Genomic DNA, 16,749 nt, shown 5'->3' on the forward strand with positions numbered 1-16,749 from the left:
GTTCATCGCTGTTTTCCAAATTATGAAGCCTACTCTGCAGTTCAAGCTGTCGCAGCATTTGACGCTTACTCCTCAACTGCAACAATCCATACGGTTGCTGCAGCTTTCTACTGTCGAGCTGAACCAGGAAATCGAACGCATAGCACAGGAAAATCCCCTTCTGGAACTCGACGATATATCGGTAAATGACACCGCCGATTATCGGAATAACCCGGTCGACAACCGGTTAGAATCCTTATCCGCGGATCCTCTGGGGATTTCGGACGAAGCGGGGAACTCGCTTGCAATTGATGTTGATTCCGACATTAAAAAAAATGCGAATGATGAACCAGACTGGTTCCGGGAAGAAGGTACATCTCGCGGTACGCGGGATGACGAGGATGAGCGTGATTTTTCGCAGCAGGCGGCAGAGCCGCCCAGTCTACGAGACCATCTTAATTCGCAGCTCTGCCTTAGCCAGATTCCCGAACGCGACAGGCGAATTGTTGGTTTACTGATCGACTGCCTGGATGATGATGGATATCTTGCGCAGGATCTGGACGAGCTTGCCGATTTATTACCGCCCGAGCTTGGGATAGACATCGACGATCTGCACGTCGCCCTCGAACACCTGCAGCACTTGGATCCTCCCGGAGTCGGCGCCCGCAACTTGAGGGAATGCCTGGTTATGCAATTGAGCGCTTTGCCGGACGATACGCCCTATCGCGAGCCGGCATTGCTCCTGGTGTCCAATCACTTGGAAAGTCTTGCGGCGCGGGATTTTTGCGCTATTAAAAGGCAGTTGCATTGCGACGACGAATGTCTGCGTGCTATCCAGTATATGATCACCCACCTGAATCCGAGGCCTGGCACCGCGTTCAGCTCTACGGTCGCCCGCTACATCATACCCGACGTCATCGTGGTAAAGATCGGCGGCGCGTGGGTAGCCCACCTTAATCCGGAGGCAATGCCGCGCCTCAAGATCAACCGCTTGTACGCCGAAATTCTGAAACGCTGCCATGACGATTCCTCACGGCGTTTAGCCAGCCAATTACATGAAGCCAAATGGCTTATCAAGAATGTGCACCAGCGGTTCAGCACTATTCTCAAAGTGTCTTCTGCCGTTGTCGAGCGCCAGCAGCAATTTTTCGAACACGGTGCGGTGGCTATGCGCCCGATGGTATTGCGTGAGATTGCGGATACCCTTGAGTTGCATGAATCCACCATTTCTCGCGTCACGACGCAGAAATTCATGCGAACCTCCCGTGGCATATTCGAGCTAAAGTATTTTTTCGGTAGTCATGTAGCGACCGATACCGGCGGTGCCTGTTCCGCCACTGCGATTCGGGCTCTGATCAAGCAAATGATAAATGCCGAAAATTCGAAGAAACCGCTGAGCGATAGTCAGATATCGGAGATTCTGGGTCAGCAGGGCATTATGGTCGCCCGCCGTACTGTGGCAAAATATCGAGAATCCATCCAAATTCCGCCCGTTAACCTTCGCAAATCTTTTTAACCCAAGCCCAGGAGGTCTAATGAATCTCAATCTCACCGGTCATCACGTCGAAATCACCCCTGCAATGCGCGATTATGTCATGTCGAAGCTGACCAGGATTACACGCCATTTCGATAATGTTATTGATGTTAGCGTGATCCTGTCGGTAGAAAAGCTCAGGCAAAAGGCTGAGGCCAACGTACACCTGCGGGGCAAGGACATTTTCGTCGAAACCGAAAGCGTTAACATGTATGCCTCCATAGATAACCTGGTGGACAAGCTTGATCGCCAGATACTCAGGTGCAAGGAAAAAAGTACGGATTATCGCAATCACACTAATGGTGGGCCAAAGGATCAGGAAGCGGAACAGGCTTAGTCAAATTTACACAAACCCGGGGTTCGGCAGCGCCGTTGCCATTTTCAATATCATCAGCTTGGTTGGCAGCTCGTTTTTTCATCTTGATTGAGAATCACCGGGACAACAGAGTTGTCCGGAAGTCGTTCATCAACGGGGCTGACTCGGACGGTAGGTCCGGCTTTAAATGAAAGGGCGGCAAGCCGCCGCCGTTTTACAAACATGCAGAAGGCGATCCATTCGAATGTCCCGTCTCACCGTCGCCCAGTTATTTGATGACAAGAAACAGAAGTTGTGTCTGACCTGGGAGGCGGGCAGGGATGGTGGTGGCAAATGCCTTGATGATGATGCGGTTGCCCACTCAACACAAGGGATTATAGGCCACCTCAATTTCATCCATCCTAACTGGATTCAGGTACTGAGCGATACTGAAGTCAATTATCTCAACCAGCTGGACCAGGTCTCCCTCCAGCGAAACATGCAGCGGCTTGCCGAAAGCAACCTGCTGTGCATCATTGTGACGGGCGGTGCCCCGGTACCGGCGTCGATTCGGGCGGTTGCGGATTCCTGTCATACCCCGCTGTTTTGCTCCCCACAGTCCAGCCTGGAGGTGATTTGGCTATTACGCCTCTATCTGGGACGTGCGCTGGCTCCATTCACCAGCAAGCATGGTGTGTTGCTGGACGTTCTTGGAATGGGGGTGATGATCACGGGGGAAAGCGGCGTTGGGAAGAGCGAGCTGGCGCTTGAACTGGTGAGCCGTGGCCACGGGCTGGTTGCCGATGATGTAGTAGAGCTTTACCGCATCGCGCCCGAAACCCTGGAAGGGCGCTGCCCTTCCATGCTGCGTGACTTTCTTGAAGTTCGCGGATTGGGAATGCTCAACATTCGTACCATCTTCGGTGAGACGGCAGTGCGACGGAAGAAAAATATGAAGCTGATCGTGCATCTGCAAAAACCTAGCAGTACTGATTTTAATTCCTTAGAACGGTTGCCGATCAATGATGTCACCGAAAATATTCTAGATGTGAATATTCGAAAGGTAATCATCCCGGTCGCGGCGGGGCGGAACCTGGCGGTGCTGGTCGAAGCGGCGGTACGTAACTATGTATTGCAGTTACGCGGTATTGACAGCGCAAAGGAGTTTCTCGCACGGCACCAGCAAGAGATGGAAAACGGCCAGAACGAATAAAAAATGAAAAGTCAGTTGCGTTATTGAACTGCGACGCGAGTCTCCCCAGGACTCACCCATCCCCAAATTCAGGAAGCACATGCAACTGATCGTCATCAGCGGTCTCTCCGGCTCCGGCAAGACCATCGCGCTCACCGTTCTGGAGGATAGCGGCTACTATTGCGTCGACAACCTTCCGGCAATCCTGTTGCGAGAGGTCACAGTTTATTTAAACCAGTCCGGCCATCAGCGCATGGCCGTCAGCATTGATGCTCGCAGCCGCGAAACCTTGCACCTTTTGCCGCAACAATTGGCTGATTTGCGTCTGCAGGGAATGGATGTACACCTGTTATTCCTGGAAACCAAAACAGATACGCTGGTAAAGCGTTTTTCAGAAACGCGTCGTCGCCATCCGCTTAGCGACAATCGCATGACCTTGCCGGAATGCATACAGTTGGAGCGCGAAATGCTGCGCGAAATTCACGATCTCGCGAATCGCATCGACACGAGCGACTTGAGCGCCAATTCGCTTCGGGCATGGATCAGAGATTTTGTCGGGCTCAACCATGCACACCTGACACTCCTGTTCCAGTCCTTTGGCTTCAAACACGGGATTCCGCTGGATGCCGATATGGTGTTCGATGTTCGCTGCCTTCCCAATCCCCACTACGAAGCACTGCTGCGACCTCTTACGGGAAAAGATCAGGCGGTGATCGACTATCTCGATGCCAATGCCGATGTCAATCGAATGCTGGGCGATATCAAGAGGTTTCTTGATGATTGGTTGCCGTGTTTCATTCGCGACAATCGCAATTATTTGACCGTGGCAATTGGCTGTACCGGTGGACGCCACCGTTCGGTATATTTTGTGGAGAGACTGGCACAACACTTCCGGAAAGAGAATCAGGTTCTGCTGCGCCATCGGGAACTGGATGCCTGATCGGTCGAGCCACTTATGAACACATCAAAAACAATTACACTTGCTTATACTGGTGCATCAGGCATGCCCTACGGCCTGCGCCTGCTCGAATCATTGCTGGCTTCCGGCCATAGGGTTTATCTACTGTATTCACAAGCGGCGCAAATTGTCGCACACCAGGAAATGCAACTTGTATTGCCATCCCGCGCTAAAGAAGCCGAGGAACTGTTCAGTCGCCGCTTTAATGCCGCTGAAGGACAGCTGCGCGTATTCGGTCGGGAGGAATGGTTTGCCCCGGTGGCTTCGGGTTCCAACCCTGCGGATGCGATGGTAGTATGCCCCTGCACGATGGGGACGCTTGCCGCAATTGCTGCAGGCCTGAGTGAAAAGCTAATCGAGCGTTCAGCCGACGTGATGCTGAAGGAAAATCGCAAACTTATCCTGGTCCCTCGCGAAACGCCGTTTTCCGCAATTCACCTCGAAAATATGCTAAAACTTGCACGCAGCGGAGCCATTATTTTGCCTGCAAACCCCGGTTTTTATCATCACCCCGGGAATGTGCAGGACCTGGTGGATTTCATCGTGGCGCGTATACTCGATCATCTTGGCGTCGTGCATTCCCTCATGCCCCGCTGGGGCGCAGAACCCTGATTTTTCAGTAATTCCGTGCAGGCCTCGGCGGAGATGAGCTCCAGTCCGGCTGCTGTAACGCAATGGATCCCAACCTCCGTCACGATAAAGTCCATAGGGATATCGTGAGGTTGAGGATGTAAGTTATCCAGCCGCAAAATTTCGAACGCTACTCCAATTGTCAGCGGACGGGGCTTTATTGCAACCAGGGTACGGTCGAAGTAACCACTGCCATATCCCAGCCGAAAGCCCCGCTTATCAAATCCAATCATCGGTATGACCACCGCGCCAACCGCTACCGAATCCGTATTGTCTGGAACGGGGATATTGTAAGCGCCATTTTTCATTGGCGCTTCACGCCACCATTTGCGAAAGCGCAGCGGTTCATGCCGATTCACGACTTCAGGCAACGCAAGTATCGCGCCGCGCTCATGGATAAAATCCATCAAGGGAAGGGGATCATATTCTCCCCGGTGAGGCCAACAAAACCCTACCGCTCGGCTATGCAAAACTGGGAAGCCCTGCTTGAGCGATTCCGTAATCGCCGAACTCCAGCAACGATGATCGTTTTCGGTAATAGTCTCCCTCAGGGCCATCAGCTCTGCACGTTGCTGTTTCCGCCATTCCTTCCAATTATCCATGCCTTTCAAGCGTTCCGCGAGGCAACAGCCATATTGAGCAGTTTGGCCACCGGCGCCGGAATGGCTACTGTCAACGCATCGGCGAGTGTTGTCCACATGCGCTCTACCCCAATGTGATCTCCTGTTGTAGCGGATGAAGATAAATTCAATTGCAGAGGATGCGGATGAATTCGAAGTCTGAAGTGGGTAAAAATATGAACAAAAGACGGTATGCGCGGCGGTAACGGCTGAACTTCCATGCCGAAGTGCCGGGCGCAATATTCGATTGCGTTTTCGCTTACGGGCATTTCAGGCAGGCACCACAGGCCACCCCAGATGCCTCTGGCCGGGCGCTTTTCCAGCAGGATTTTTCCTTGCGCCATGAGCATCAACAGAACGGTTTCCCTTTCGGGCATTGGTTTCCTGGGCTTGGGAGCGGGCAATCTGCCCACCGCATCATTTCGAAAGGCGGTGCAATCCGATTGCAACGGACATATCGCGCATTTAGGCTTGATGCGCGTGCAAACGGTTGCGCCAAGATCCATCAGGGCCTGAGTATAAGCTTCAATTCCACCATTGACGTCCTTTTCGCCTTGCTCAGGCAGCAGTTCCTGTGCTTTTTGCCATAGTAATGCTTCTATTTTTCTTTCTCCGGGATACCTTTCGATCCCAAAGCAGCGCGCAAGAATTCGCTTGACGTTGCCGTCCAGTATCGCGCAACGCGCCCCATAAGCAAACACGGCGATCGCCGCGGCAGTCGAGCGGCCGACGCCTGGAAGCTGGCAAATTACTTCGACCTTTTCTGGAAATATGCCTTGGTGGTCTCTGACGATAAGCTGCGCTGTCCGATGCAGGTTTCTTCCACGGCTGTAATATCCCAGGCCGCTCCATTGCGCCAGCACTTCGTCAAGCGAGGCCGAGGCCAAGCTGTTGAGATCGGGGAAACGTTGCAGAAAGCGAAGGTAGTACGGGATAACTGTAGTCACCTGAGTCTGCTGCAACATGACTTCGGACACCCAAATGACATACGGATCGCGTATGTTCTGCCACGGCAGATGATGACGTCCGTAACTCTCTTGCCAGCGGATCATTTTCTCCGCAAATGAACTCATGCTCGCCCGGACGCTTTTCTGCCTTTTATGATGGGGAAAGGTGGAGCGGGTGAAGGGAATCGAACCCTCGTCGTAAGCTTGGGAAGCTTCTGCTCTGCCATTGAGCTACACCCGCCATGCAGCCAGATTACAGCGAGATTATACGATGGAAATGGCCTTGTTAGTGTTGCCACAGAGGCTGAGTGGGAAGGACGCGGCTATGGGTGGAAAGGCATGCAGCGTGGCCGAAGACCGCGTACCGCCAATGTAACACCACTTAAAGTCTCCCAAATACAAAACCAGGATGATAAGAGCGTGTGTTCCTCATTGTCGACTATAAAATCGCACCACCGTATAATCCCCTGTATGAACATTTTTATCGAACCGATTTTTTACCCAGGTTCATTAAAGGACCGTTATACGCGTGCATTCGCTTCAGGGCGGCTCGTTAAATGACACAGCTCATCGTTAATGGTCAACCCCAGCATTTTCCCTTCTCAAATCTAGCAGAGGGGAAAACTCAGGATTCAAACAATGCAAAGTTGACCGTCGCGCAGTTGCTGGAACACATGGCATTGCAGGGAAAGCGTATTGCGGTCGAGCGCAATGGCGAAATCGTCCCGCGCAGCAAATTCGACCAGCCAATTCTGGCAGATGGCGACCGGATTGAAATCGTGGTAGCTGTTGGCGGCGGGTAAGCAGAGGATAAGCTATTTGGATAATCTGATCATTGCCGGCAAGGCTTATTCTTCCCGGCTTCTGGTTGGCACCGGAAAATACAAAGATTTTGCCGAGACTCGCGCTGCGGTTGATACCAGCGGTGCGGAGATCATCACAGTGGCAATCCGCCGCACCAATCTCGGCCAGAATCCCGATGAGCCTAACCTGCTGGATGTGCTGCCGCTTTCGCGTTATACATTGTTACCCAACACAGCCGGTTGTTATACGGTGGAGGATGCGGTGCGGACCTTGCGCCTTGCGCGTGAATTGCTGGATGGCCACAGCCTGGTAAAGCTGGAGGTTCTGGGGGATCCAAGGACCCTCTATCCGAACATGGTTGAAACCATCAAGGCCGCTGAAATCCTGGTAAAGGAAGATTTTCAGGTGATGGTTTACACTTCGGATGATCCTATCCTGGCTCGGCAGCTGGAAGAAATCGGCTGCGTCGCAATAATGCCCCTGGCTTCACTGATCGGCTCGGGCATGGGAATCCTGAATCCATGGAATCTGCAGATCATCATCGAGAACGCCACCGTTCCGGTGATTGTGGATGCAGGTGTCGGCACGGCTTCGGATGCGGCCATCGCCATGGAGCTGGGCTGCGATGGAGTATTGATGAACACTGCCATTGCCGCCGCGCAAAACCCGGTATTGATGGCTTCGGCCATGAAAAAAGCGGTCGAGGCCGGCCGTGAAGCTTATCTGGCCGGACGCATGGCAAAAAAACTTTATAGTGCCAGCCCCAGTTCGCCGGTCAGCGGGATTATTGCCAGCAGCAATACGCACAAAGACGGGCACAAAGCTTCCTAATCACGGTTTTTTTCTAGGTGCGTTAAACTAAATCCCGCAGTTGGCCGCTTATTTTCAGTTTAATCCATGATCCGCAAAGACTTTTTGCATTACCTGACCTTTACCTTTTTGGTGAGTTCGCTACAGGGCGGATTGAACTATATTCCCGACACATGGCTGCGTTGCACCTTCTTGGAATGGGAATGACCATTCCGTTTCGCTGCACCTTGTCCTGCACCTCAAAAACCGCGCACTTCACTCTGTCCAGCTGCCGGATTTAAGTTAAATGGCAGAGCATCGTCCCATCCGCAGCTTTGTCCTTCGTCAAGGCCGGGTCTCCAACGCCCAGCACCGCGCCCATGCGTTGCTAATGCCGAAATATGGCATTTCCTTCAAAGAAGAACTGCTTGATCTGAATAGCATCTTCAGGAGGAGTGCGTCCATATTTCTCGAGATCGGCTCCGGCATGGGTGAAACGACCGCTGAGATCGCCAGGGAGCATCCGGAGCATAACTATATCGCTGTTGAAGTTCACACGCCTGGGGTGGGAAGCCTGCTTAAACAGATCGATGAGCTTGGATTAACAAATGTGCGCGTTATACAGCATGATGTTGTGGAAGTGCTGCAATATATGCTGCCAGCCGAGTGTCTGGATGGCGTGCATATCTTTTTCCCCGATCCATGGCCCAAGACGCGCCATCACAAACGCCGACTGATACAGCCCGAGTTCATCGAGCTGCTCTGTCGCCACCTGAAGCATGGCGGTTATATCCACGCCGCGACGGACTGGAAAGATTACGCGGAGCAAATACTGGGCGTATTGAGCAATGAGCCGCACCTGACCAATACTGCTGCGGATTTTGCGCCACGACCGGAATACCGTCCTTCGACCAAGTTCGAACAGCGCGGTTTGCGGTTAGGGCATGGCGTATGGGACCTGATCTTTCGAAAAAAATAAACCGAACGGCCTTTACGCCTTGTTATGCCTTGCTCTTCTCTGGAAGAAATATCTGCAACAGATCATTCAGGAAGCGCCTGCCAGTAAAGGTGGGCGCGACGCGTCGATAATCGCGCTCTATGAGGCCGCGTCGCTCAGCCTCGTCCAGCTCGCGCTGAATGGTGGTGATGGGCAGGCCAGTACGTTCCACGAACGTCTCAGTTGTAAAGCCTTCCGTAAGACGCAGCGCATTCATCATGAATTCAAATGCCCGATCGCTGCGCGCCACTTCATGTTGTTCCATGAGAGGGGGCTCGGCAGCGACCATCCCCGGCGCTGTTTTGGCAAGGTACTCTTTTGGCTGTTTATAGCGGATCTGGCGGATGATTTTATCGGGGAAGCTTATCTTGCTATGCGCTCCCGCGCCGATGCCCAGATAGTCGCCAAATAGCCAATAGTTCATGTTGTGGCGTGATTGTCGCCCCGCTTGCGCAAATGCCGAGGTTTCATAGTTGATGTAGCCGGCGTTCGCGAGTGTTTGCTCAATCATTATCTGCATTTCCGCAGCTGAATCATCATCAGGCAGTGGCGGAGGATAACGGTGAAACAATGTGTTCGGCTCAAGGGTCAGCTGATAAGCTGAGATATGCGCGACTCCACATGTGACTGCGGTCTCGATATCGCTGCGTGCCTCTTCAGGAGTTTGATTTGGCAGCGCATACATCAGATCGAGATTCACGTTGTCGAAATTCTTTCGGGCGATTTCCACCGCTCGATATGCATCATCGGCGTCATGTATCCGACCCAGCGATTGCAGATGCCTGGGGTTGAAGCTCTGGATACCGATGGATAAACGGTTGATTCCCGCCGCACGGAAATCGGCGAATTTTTGTGCTTCGAACGTCCCCGGATTAGCTTCCAGCGTCACCTCTGCAAGAAGTTCCAACGGCAGCAAAGCGCGTACGGCCGAAAGGATGGTGTCGATGGATTGGGCGCTCAACAGGCTGGGGGTGCCGCCCCCAAAAAAAACGCTAACTACTTTGCGCCCCCAGACCCGAGGCAGTGCTGCCTCGAGGTCGCGCATGAGTGCCGCTACATATTCACTCTCCGGCAAATCGGAAACCTGACCGCGAACCTCATGCGAATTGAAATCGCAATAAGGGCATTTTCTGATGCACCACGGAATATGAACATAGAGGCTCAGCGGAGGCAGCGATTTCAGCCTCGATGATTGACCGCCGGATATGGATGCGGGCGAAATGATTGTTGTCATGACTGGGCCGAGCGGTAGCTTTTAATCGGAAAAGACGCCGCTTCAGCTATACGAAAATTGCCAGGTTTGCGTTAAGAGGACGCTCACGCCAAGCCATTAAGAAATTTCTTCCCTGATGCTTTCGACCAGCCGCGCCAGCGCTTTTCCTCGGTGGCTGATTTGATTTTTCTGCTCCATCGGAAGTTCCGCCGCGGTCTTTCCCAAACCAGACAGGAAAAAATAAGGATCGTAACCAAATCCTCCTTCCCCGCGCGGCTCCAGAATGATCTCGCCGTGCCAGGATCCGTCGGCGATGATGGGCTGCGGGTCCTGGGCATGGCGCACCAGCACTATCACGCAATAATAATGAGCCGTGCGGTCGGGCTGGTCTCTTACTGCGTCAACCAGTTTACGGTTGTTTCGCTCGTCGGACTTGGGTTCTCCCGCATAGCGCGCCGATAAGACACCCGGATTACCATTCAACGCATTCACGCAAATGCCGGAATCATCAGCCAGAGATGGAAGGCCAGTGTGCTTGCAGGCATGGCGTGCTTTAGCGAGGGCGTTTTCAATAAACGTGCAGTGCGGTTCGTCGGCTTCGGTTATATTGAATACGGCTTGTGGAACGGCTTCGATTCCCAAGGGCGTCAGCAAATGGCCGATTTCTCGCAATTTGCCCGCGTTACTGCTCGCAATGACAAGTTTCTGCATTTTTTGCGCCCTATCCGGCCGCCAGCGCTTTTTTCTGGATCTGGATCAGTTCCCGTATTCCCTGCTGTGCCAGATCGACCATGGCGTCGAGATTCTCGCGGCTGAACGGAGCGCCTTCGGCGGTTCCCTGCATCTCAACCATGCCAAGATCGCCAGTCATGACGACGTTCATGTCGGTATCGCAGCTGGAATCCTCCAGGTAATCAAGATCAAGCACTGGTATCCCCTCAAAAATGCCTACCGAGACCGCCGCGACATGTGAAAATATGGGCGTTGCCGATATCACCTGCCGGCGCAACAGGTTGTCTACCGCATCGTGCAATGCGACAAAAGCGCCGGTAATGCTGGCCGTACGGGTGCCGCCGTCGGCCTGAATCACATCGCAGTCAATCTGGATAGTACGTTCCCCCAGCTTTGTCAGGTCCACTACGGAGCGCAACGCACGCCCGATCAGGCGCTGGATTTCCATGGTACGTCCCGATTGCTTGCCATTTGCTGCTTCCCGCTTCATCCGTTCCCCAGTGGAGCGCGGGAGCATACCGTACTCCGCGGTAAGCCAGCCCTGCCCTTTGCCGCGGAGAAACGGAGGCACGTTCTCGTCCACACTGGCAGTACACAATATCCTGGTATCACCGCATGCGATGAGCACAGCACCCTCTGCATATTTGGTGTAGTGCCGGATAATTTCTACAGGGCGGAGTTGAGCGGGGGTGCGGTGACTGGGGCGCATTGAACGTGATCAACCTTTTCATTAATGATGGGTAATTGGCTGTGTTTTGGCTCTGGTGCGCCTCCGGCGCGGGTAACCACAAGATTTACGCTGCAATCAGCCGGAGGCGCGCCGGGATGCCTATGCGCTGTGGCATAATCGCCGATATTTTAACGTATTGAGGACTGGTCAGTGGATAAGTTAACCACGATCTACAGCATGACCGGCTACGCCGTGGTTACCCGGGAGTTGCCGTACGGTTCGCTCAATCTGGAGCTGCGCTCGGTCAATAACCGCTACCTTGACATCCAATTTCGCCTGCCAGACGAACTCCGTTCGCTGGAGGCCGCGATGCGGGAATTTCTGGCTTCACGGCTGAATCGCGGAAAAGTCGATTGCCGCGTAAATTTTTCCAGGGTTGGAGGCACTGAGGATCTCCAGCTTATCAACTCGGATCTGCTCCAAAAATTGTTGGAACTGGATCGCACCGTCCGATCAGCGCTGCCCAATGCTCGGGGTTTGGAGGTAGCGGATATTCTTCGCTGGCCGGGAATACTCGGCGCCAACTCCTTTCCCGCGGAGAATCTGAACGAACCTTGCATCGAATTGCTGCGCGCTGCCCTGGACGACTTCGCGGCGGCTCGCGCCCGCGAGGGGGAAAAACTCAGGGCCATACTATTGGAACGCCTCGGAAGGATGCGCCGACTCACAGAGGAAGTGGCCCCGCGTATTCCCGCGTTGCTTGCGGTGTTTCAGGAAAAGCTCAAGCTGCGGCTTCACGAAGCCATGATAAATTGCGATGATGACCGGATCCGGCTGGAGTTATCGCTATTTGCCAGCAAGATCGATGTGGACGAGGAGCTGTCCCGCCTGAGAGCGCACCTGGAAGAGGTGGAACGATTTTTGTTCAAGGGCGGCGCCATCGGCAAGCGCCTGGATTTCTTGATGCAAGAGCTCAATCGCGAAGCCAACACCCTGGCGGCGAAATCCGTGGATGCGGAAGTGTCGAAAACTTCCGTGGAACTCAAGGTGCTGATCGAGCAGATGCGGGAGCAGGTGCAGAATATTGAGTAATATATTACTCTGATGCACAACGTCGCAATAACCCAGTAATAGCCTTGTACCATGCGACTTTTTCATATCTTACTGTTGCATGTCATGTCACCAAAGCGCATAATTTGTTTGTACCAAGGCATGTAGTTTTGGTACACACATACAGATGTTTTTGGTACACGCTATTCGCGGGGCTAGATATGGGAAAGCTAAGTGATGTTCAAATCCGCAGCTGGATCAAGGCTGGTGAACGCTTTGAGGGGAAAGGCGATGGTGATGGTTTGTACCTGGCCTATCGGAAAGAATTTGCAGTCCCCCGCTGGCTCTTCCGTTATCGCTTTGCAGGAAAATCTCGAAGCATGGGCATTGGCACTTATGGGGATTTATCCCTAGCCGGTGCCAGAAAGACCATCAAGGAACTGCGGGCGCGTGTTGCACTTGGGCATGACGTGGCGGGTGAGAAACAGGAACGCAAGCGGGTAGCTGTAGCCAAGATCGAAGCCGAAAAGAACGCGCTGTCCGTGGGGCAGCTTGCTGATGAATACTTTGAGCGGATGATTGTCGGGCACTGGAAACACCCCAACATCGTGCGCAGCAGGATCGAAAGGGACATCAAGCCGAACATCGGCAAACTGGCAGTGCAAGACGTGAAGCCCATGCATATTGACGTGATGCTGCAAACCATCGTCAAGCGCGGCGCACCGACCACGGCGAATGACGTGCTGCGCTGGGTGCGGCGTATGTTTGACTACGCAATGAAGCGGCATATGGTGGAATATAACCCGGCCGTGGCATTCAATGTATCTGATGCGGGCGGCAAGGAAGAAGCCCGCAAACGCTGGCTGACGCGGGATGAACTGGTGCGGCTGTTCGAGGCTATGCGCAACGCCAAAGGCTTTACCGTGGAAAACTTCCTGACAGTCAAACTGCTGCTGTTGCTGGCGGTGCGTAAACAGGAATTGACGGCTGCAAAGGCGGCAGAATTTGACCTTGATAAAGCCGTCTGGTATCTGCCAGCCGAACGAACAAAAACGAGCGCTGCGATTGACATTCCTTTATCCAAGCCCGCCGTGGAATGCCTGCGCAAGTTGATCGCGCTGGGATGCTCCAGTGATTACCTACTACCTGCGCGTAAGCGTCAGGAAAGAATGTTGCCGCATATCCACGAAAATACATTGAATGTTGCCATGAGCAAGGCCAAGCCGCAGCTTAAAGATTTGGAAAACTTTACTATTCACGACTTCCGGCGAACTGCTCGCACGCACTTGGCTGCGCTGGGTGTCGATTCGCACATTGCTGAACGCTGCCTGAATCACAAAATCGAGGGGGTGGAAGGCATCTATAATCGACACGACTACTTTCCAGAACGGCGTGAAGCATTAGCGAAATGGGCGAGCTTCTTGGATGCCTGCGAGGCCGGGAAAGATTGGAACGTAGTGCCGCTACGAGAAAAGCAGAAGACGGCGTAATCGAGTTCGCGGCACCTAGCCTGACGGGGCGAACGTATGGATACTCTTGCCATATTGCTGCGGCATCTATTCAAGGGTGAACGTGAATAGGGGCGCGTGATGTCTCACAAATTTCTTACCTACCACCCATACCTAACATTTTCGGACCCGCTCAACACTACCCACTTTGTGAAGCCTAACGGCAAACAGCGAAAAGAGTTGAATTCGGACACGGGAGCGCTTTTCCGCATCGGTAGAGAAGCATACAAACAACTTCCTGAAGCTAAATCAAAAGAGAACTTTGACAACGCTCACTTGGGTTTCTTCAAGTTCATCGATAAGCTTCGCTTAGCGTTTCAGGAGATGAAATTTAAGTGTAAAGATTCGAGTGGGAACATGTTAGAGATTGATTGGAGTGATGTTCAAGATCATCAGATAGTGGATGTGGCTTGGCAGATTTTTTCCAAACACCAGGCAACAGCCGATACTTTCGAGAAAGAGGCATACACCGAACTGTTTTTGTTTCATGCCCTAATTGAAATTGATAATGCGCTCATCTGCATTGATCTCGGTTCGACTGATGCTGTCTCTGCGGCAATTGAAGCGGCCAATGCTCTATCCAACGCAATGGCAATTGAATCTGGAAGCGATAAACTTCAAAAAGCTAGGCAAGAGATGGCTTATCAAGGGGCCATTGCGAGAATCAAGCGCGATCCCAAGCAAAAAGAAAAAAGCTTTGTCTTCGATTGCTGGCAGAAATGGCAACAATCACCTACTATTTACTCATCGAAAGCAGCATTCGCTAGAGACATGCTGGAAAAGTGCGAACACTTGGCAAGCCAGAAAAAGATTGAGGACTGGTGCAGGGAATGGGAAAAACCTAACCCTGCTGGCTGAGTGAGCATTTAGCCAGCAAAGTAAGCACTGAGCCAGCATAGCAATATATTTTTCATAAAATCAAGAGCATACCATGCGAAGCGTCTTAACTCAGAAAGGCGCACAACATGGCACAACGCACCGACACGAGCACGATCCCCGATGCTCTCAAAAACTTCGATTCACTTCCTGATTCAGCGAATGTCCGGCAATCCGTAGTCCAAGGACTTGTCGGCTGTTCTGCAGCAACAGTCTGGCGCATGGTCAAGCGTGGCTCACTACCCGCCCCCCGCAAGCTATCAGAACGCGTTACCACATGGAACGTGGGCGAATTGCGCAAAGCGTTGGCAGAGTAGCCAATATGCAGAAACGCCGCCACAACCCCAACCTCGCCAAAATACACCGCAACTACACCGTGGAAGAGGTTTCCAGCCTGTACGCCGTATATAAGGGAACTGTACGTGCATGGATCAAGGCCGGACTCCCTGTTCTCAATGACAAGAGGCCAATGCTAATCCTTGGCAGCGACCTTGCCGCGTTTCACAAAGCACGGAAGACGAAAAACAAACAGACCTGCAAGCCGGGCGAAATGTATTGCGTCAAATGCCATGCGCCAAAAGAACCAGACGGCAACATGGTGGACTATGAGACCGTAACCGAGAAAATAGGGAACCTTGTCGCGATCTGCCCGGACTGCTACTCGACCATGAACAGGCGCGTCAGCTTGGCCAAGCTGGATCAAGTTCGTGGAAAAATGAACATCACATTGCCGCTACCACTGCAACACATAGTTGAGAGTAACCGACCCAGCGTGAACAGTGACTTGAACAGGAGTATGGCGACATGACAAAACACAATGCTGATAATGAACGAATCAAGCGCAAGTATTTCGCATTCCTGAAGGATGCGAAACGCCTCAGTGAGCAGTCGGTTGACGGGGTGGCAAGCGCCATCAATCGCTTTGAGACCTACATCAAGCATCGCGACTTCAAGGCGTTTCATTTTGAACAGGCGATTGCGTTCAAAAAACACCTCGCCGAACAGAAAGGCCAGCGGACGGGTGAAAACCTCAGCAAGGCGACCCTGCACGCGACTTTCAATCAACTAAAGCAGTTCTTCCAATGGCTTTCGCGGGAACCCGGCTACAAAACCCGCATTCAGTATTCCGATGCTGAGTATTTCAACTTGTCCAGGAATGACACGCATATCGCAACCGCGCAACGGGAGCAGCGATGGCCGACACTGGAGCAAATCAAGCGTGTCCTCGATACGATACCAGCCAGTACGGATATAGAGCGCCGTAATCGCGCCCTCTTCGCCTTCACGATCGTGACCGGCGCACGGGACAGCGCCATTGCATCAATGAAGTTGAAGCATGTCAATTTAATTGCGAATTGCGTCAATCAAGATGCGCGTGATGTAAAAACGAAGTTTAGAAAAACCTTCACCACCTTCTTCTTCCCGGTGGGTGATGAAATTCTCGAAATCGTAGCGGAATGGGTGCGGTATTTACGACAAGAATTACTCTGGGGAAATGACGAACCGCTTTTCCCGGCAACGCGCATTGTGCTTGGGCAGGCTCGACAATTTGAAGTGGCCGGCTTGGATCGGAGCCACTGGAGCAGCGCCACGCCCATACGCACGATATTTCGCGAAGCATTCAACACTGCTGGCTTGCTTTATTTCAACCCGCACAGCTTTAGAAATACCCTTGTCCAACTCGGCCAAGATGTCTGCAAGACCCCAGAACAATTCAAGGCTTGGAGCCAGAACCTCGGGCATGAGAACGTTTTGACGACCTTGACTTGCTATGGAGAGGTCGGGCGGCAGCGTCAAGCGGATATACTGAGAGACTTGGCAACCCCGTCGAAAATTGGGCAAACTAGCGAAAAAGAGCTTGCTGGGGCGATTGCGCAATTACTCATCAATCATCGCAAAACAGGCCAAGCCAACAGCTCGACATAATCTGTTTCTATTGTTGAACAACCTTGGCA

19 protein-coding genes and 1 tRNA gene are annotated in these 16,749 nt (G+C 52.7%); 14 read left to right on the forward strand and 6 right to left on the reverse strand.

From position 1 onward, the window contains the following. Positions 1–22 precede the first annotated feature (22 nt). From BMX00_RS10395 to BMX00_RS10415, 5 genes are all read left to right on the forward strand, one after another. Complete coding sequence (locus BMX00_RS10395) at positions 23–1,495, forward strand: RNA polymerase factor sigma-54 (protein WP_090828959.1); 1,473 nt, start codon at positions 23–25, stop codon at positions 1,493–1,495. Positions 1,496–1,514: 19 nt separating this feature from the next. Next, positions 1,515–1,850: a ribosome hibernation-promoting factor, HPF/YfiA family gene (gene hpf / locus BMX00_RS10400; protein WP_090828960.1), complete on the forward strand. Its 336-nt coding sequence runs from the start codon at positions 1,515–1,517 to the stop codon at positions 1,848–1,850. Between the two features lie 223 nt (positions 1,851–2,073). After that, positions 2,074–3,021, forward strand: coding sequence for an HPr(Ser) kinase/phosphatase (gene hprK / locus BMX00_RS10405; protein ID WP_090828961.1), 948 nt, complete (start codon positions 2,074–2,076; stop codon positions 3,019–3,021). A 79-nt stretch (positions 3,022–3,100) separates the two neighbouring features. Then, positions 3,101–3,940: an RNase adapter RapZ gene (gene rapZ / locus BMX00_RS10410; RefSeq protein ID WP_090828962.1), complete on the forward strand. Its 840-nt coding sequence runs from the start codon at positions 3,101–3,103 to the stop codon at positions 3,938–3,940. 15 nt (positions 3,941–3,955) lie between these two features. Then, on the forward strand, positions 3,956–4,570 hold the full coding sequence (locus BMX00_RS10415) for a flavin prenyltransferase UbiX (protein WP_090828963.1): 615 nt from the start codon (positions 3,956–3,958) through the stop codon (positions 4,568–4,570). On the opposite strand, the gene BMX00_RS10420 is transcribed toward BMX00_RS10415, so the two are convergent. From BMX00_RS10420 to BMX00_RS10430, 3 genes are all read right to left on the reverse strand, one after another. Then, positions 4,519–5,190: a 5-formyltetrahydrofolate cyclo-ligase gene (locus BMX00_RS10420; RefSeq protein ID WP_090828964.1), complete on the reverse strand. Its 672-nt coding sequence runs from the start codon at positions 5,188–5,190 to the stop codon at positions 4,519–4,521. The genes BMX00_RS10415 and BMX00_RS10420 overlap by 52 nt on opposite strands. 5 nt (positions 5,191–5,195) lie before the next feature. Continuing rightward, complete coding sequence (gene mutY / locus BMX00_RS10425; RefSeq protein ID WP_090828965.1) at positions 5,196–6,281, reverse strand: A/G-specific adenine glycosylase; 1,086 nt, start codon at positions 6,279–6,281, stop codon at positions 5,196–5,198. A gap of 41 nt (positions 6,282–6,322) precedes the next feature. Further along, positions 6,323–6,396, reverse strand: a tRNA-Gly gene (locus BMX00_RS10430). A 316-nt stretch (positions 6,397–6,712) separates the two neighbouring features. Here BMX00_RS10430 and thiS point away from each other — a divergent pair. The 3 genes from thiS to trmB all read left to right on the forward strand — a co-directional run bounded on the left by thiS (position 6,713) and on the right by trmB (position 8,727). Then, entirely contained in the window at positions 6,713–6,958 is a 246-nt protein-coding gene (thiS, locus tag BMX00_RS10435; RefSeq protein ID WP_090828966.1) for a sulfur carrier protein ThiS, read from the forward strand. A gap of 16 nt (positions 6,959–6,974) precedes the next feature. After that, complete coding sequence (locus BMX00_RS10440) at positions 6,975–7,790, forward strand: thiazole synthase (protein WP_090829021.1); 816 nt, start codon at positions 6,975–6,977, stop codon at positions 7,788–7,790. Between the two features lie 265 nt (positions 7,791–8,055). Then, positions 8,056–8,727, forward strand: a complete 672-nt coding sequence (gene trmB / locus BMX00_RS10445) for a tRNA (guanosine(46)-N7)-methyltransferase TrmB (RefSeq protein ID WP_090828967.1) — start codon at positions 8,056–8,058, stop codon at positions 8,725–8,727. 22 nt (positions 8,728–8,749) lie between these two features. Here the strand turns inward: trmB and hemW are convergent, their stop codons facing one another. The 3 genes from hemW to rph form a co-directional block, all read right to left on the reverse strand. Further along, complete coding sequence (gene hemW, locus BMX00_RS10450; RefSeq protein ID WP_090828968.1) at positions 8,750–9,979, reverse strand: radical SAM family heme chaperone HemW; 1,230 nt, start codon at positions 9,977–9,979, stop codon at positions 8,750–8,752. Positions 9,980–10,075: 96 nt separating this feature from the next. Continuing rightward, positions 10,076–10,669 carry an RdgB/HAM1 family non-canonical purine NTP pyrophosphatase gene (rdgB, locus tag BMX00_RS10455; RefSeq protein WP_090828969.1) on the reverse strand — a complete coding sequence of 198 codons (594 nt, stop codon included), beginning with the start codon at positions 10,667–10,669 and terminating at the stop codon, positions 10,076–10,078. A 10-nt stretch (positions 10,670–10,679) separates the two neighbouring features. Next, positions 10,680–11,399, reverse strand: a complete 720-nt coding sequence (rph, locus tag BMX00_RS10460) for a ribonuclease PH (protein WP_090828970.1) — start codon at positions 11,397–11,399, stop codon at positions 10,680–10,682. 198 nt (positions 11,400–11,597) lie between these two features. Here rph and BMX00_RS10465 point away from each other — a divergent pair, with 198 nt between their 5' ends. From BMX00_RS10465 to BMX00_RS10490, 6 genes are all read left to right on the forward strand, one after another. Next, on the forward strand, positions 11,598–12,452 hold the full coding sequence (locus BMX00_RS10465) for a YicC/YloC family endoribonuclease (protein ID WP_090828971.1): 855 nt from the start codon (positions 11,598–11,600) through the stop codon (positions 12,450–12,452). Between the two features lie 179 nt (positions 12,453–12,631). Further along, positions 12,632–13,900 carry a tyrosine-type recombinase/integrase gene (locus tag BMX00_RS10470; protein ID WP_090828972.1) on the forward strand — a complete coding sequence of 423 codons (1,269 nt, stop codon included), beginning with the start codon at positions 12,632–12,634 and terminating at the stop codon, positions 13,898–13,900. A 168-nt stretch (positions 13,901–14,068) separates the two neighbouring features. Beyond that, entirely contained in the window at positions 14,069–14,776 is a 708-nt protein-coding gene (locus tag BMX00_RS10475; RefSeq protein ID WP_143053092.1) for a hypothetical protein, read from the forward strand. 107 nt (positions 14,777–14,883) lie between these two features. Further along, positions 14,884–15,111, forward strand: coding sequence for a helix-turn-helix transcriptional regulator (locus tag BMX00_RS10480; protein WP_090828974.1), 228 nt, complete (start codon positions 14,884–14,886; stop codon positions 15,109–15,111). A gap of 5 nt (positions 15,112–15,116) precedes the next feature. Continuing rightward, the gene (locus tag BMX00_RS10485) at positions 15,117–15,602 is read left to right on the forward strand and encodes a helix-turn-helix domain-containing protein (RefSeq protein ID WP_090828975.1); all 486 of its coding nucleotides are present in this window, start codon (positions 15,117–15,119) and stop codon (positions 15,600–15,602) included. After that, positions 15,599–16,720, forward strand: coding sequence for a tyrosine-type recombinase/integrase (locus tag BMX00_RS10490; protein ID WP_090828976.1), 1,122 nt, complete (start codon positions 15,599–15,601; stop codon positions 16,718–16,720). Before BMX00_RS10485 ends, BMX00_RS10490 begins: the two co-directional genes overlap by 4 nt. Positions 16,721–16,749: the final 29 nt, after the last annotated feature.

Origin of the sequence: Nitrosovibrio tenuis (assembly GCF_900109785.1) — a bacterium.
In the GTDB taxonomy this organism is placed as follows: domain Bacteria; phylum Pseudomonadota; class Gammaproteobacteria; order Burkholderiales; family Nitrosomonadaceae; genus Nitrosospira; species Nitrosospira tenuis_A.

Bases quoted from the DNA above. Each gene is read 5' to 3' on its own strand.
- BMX00_RS10395 (WP_090828959.1), top strand. From the start codon at position 23: ATGAAGCCTACTCTGCAGTTCAAGCTGTCGCAGCATTTGACGCTTACT.
- hpf (WP_090828960.1), top strand. From the start codon at position 1,515: ATGAATCTCAATCTCACCGGTCATCACGTCGAAATCACCCCTGCAATG.
- hprK (WP_090828961.1), top strand. From the start codon at position 2,074: ATGTCCCGTCTCACCGTCGCCCAGTTATTTGATGACAAGAAACAGAAG.
- rapZ (WP_090828962.1), top strand. From the start codon at position 3,101: ATGCAACTGATCGTCATCAGCGGTCTCTCCGGCTCCGGCAAGACCATC.
- BMX00_RS10415 (WP_090828963.1), top strand. From the start codon at position 3,956: ATGAACACATCAAAAACAATTACACTTGCTTATACTGGTGCATCAGGC.
- BMX00_RS10420 (WP_090828964.1), bottom strand. From the start codon at position 5,190: ATGGATAATTGGAAGGAATGGCGGAAACAGCAACGTGCAGAGCTGATG.
- mutY (WP_090828965.1), bottom strand. From the start codon at position 6,281: ATGAGTTCATTTGCGGAGAAAATGATCCGCTGGCAAGAGAGTTACGGA.
- thiS (WP_090828966.1), top strand. From the start codon at position 6,713: ATGACACAGCTCATCGTTAATGGTCAACCCCAGCATTTTCCCTTCTCA.
- trmB (WP_090828967.1), top strand. From the start codon at position 8,056: ATGGCAGAGCATCGTCCCATCCGCAGCTTTGTCCTTCGTCAAGGCCGG.
- hemW (WP_090828968.1), bottom strand. From the start codon at position 9,979: ATGACAACAATCATTTCGCCCGCATCCATATCCGGCGGTCAATCATCG.
- rdgB (WP_090828969.1), bottom strand. From the start codon at position 10,669: ATGCAGAAACTTGTCATTGCGAGCAGTAACGCGGGCAAATTGCGAGAA.
- rph (WP_090828970.1), bottom strand. From the start codon at position 11,399: ATGCGCCCCAGTCACCGCACCCCCGCTCAACTCCGCCCTGTAGAAATT.
- BMX00_RS10465 (WP_090828971.1), top strand. From the start codon at position 11,598: ATGACCGGCTACGCCGTGGTTACCCGGGAGTTGCCGTACGGTTCGCTC.
- BMX00_RS10470 (WP_090828972.1), top strand. From the start codon at position 12,632: ATGGGAAAGCTAAGTGATGTTCAAATCCGCAGCTGGATCAAGGCTGGT.
- BMX00_RS10480 (WP_090828974.1), top strand. From the start codon at position 14,884: ATGGCACAACGCACCGACACGAGCACGATCCCCGATGCTCTCAAAAAC.
- BMX00_RS10485 (WP_090828975.1), top strand. From the start codon at position 15,117: ATGCAGAAACGCCGCCACAACCCCAACCTCGCCAAAATACACCGCAAC.
- BMX00_RS10490 (WP_090828976.1), top strand. From the start codon at position 15,599: ATGACAAAACACAATGCTGATAATGAACGAATCAAGCGCAAGTATTTC.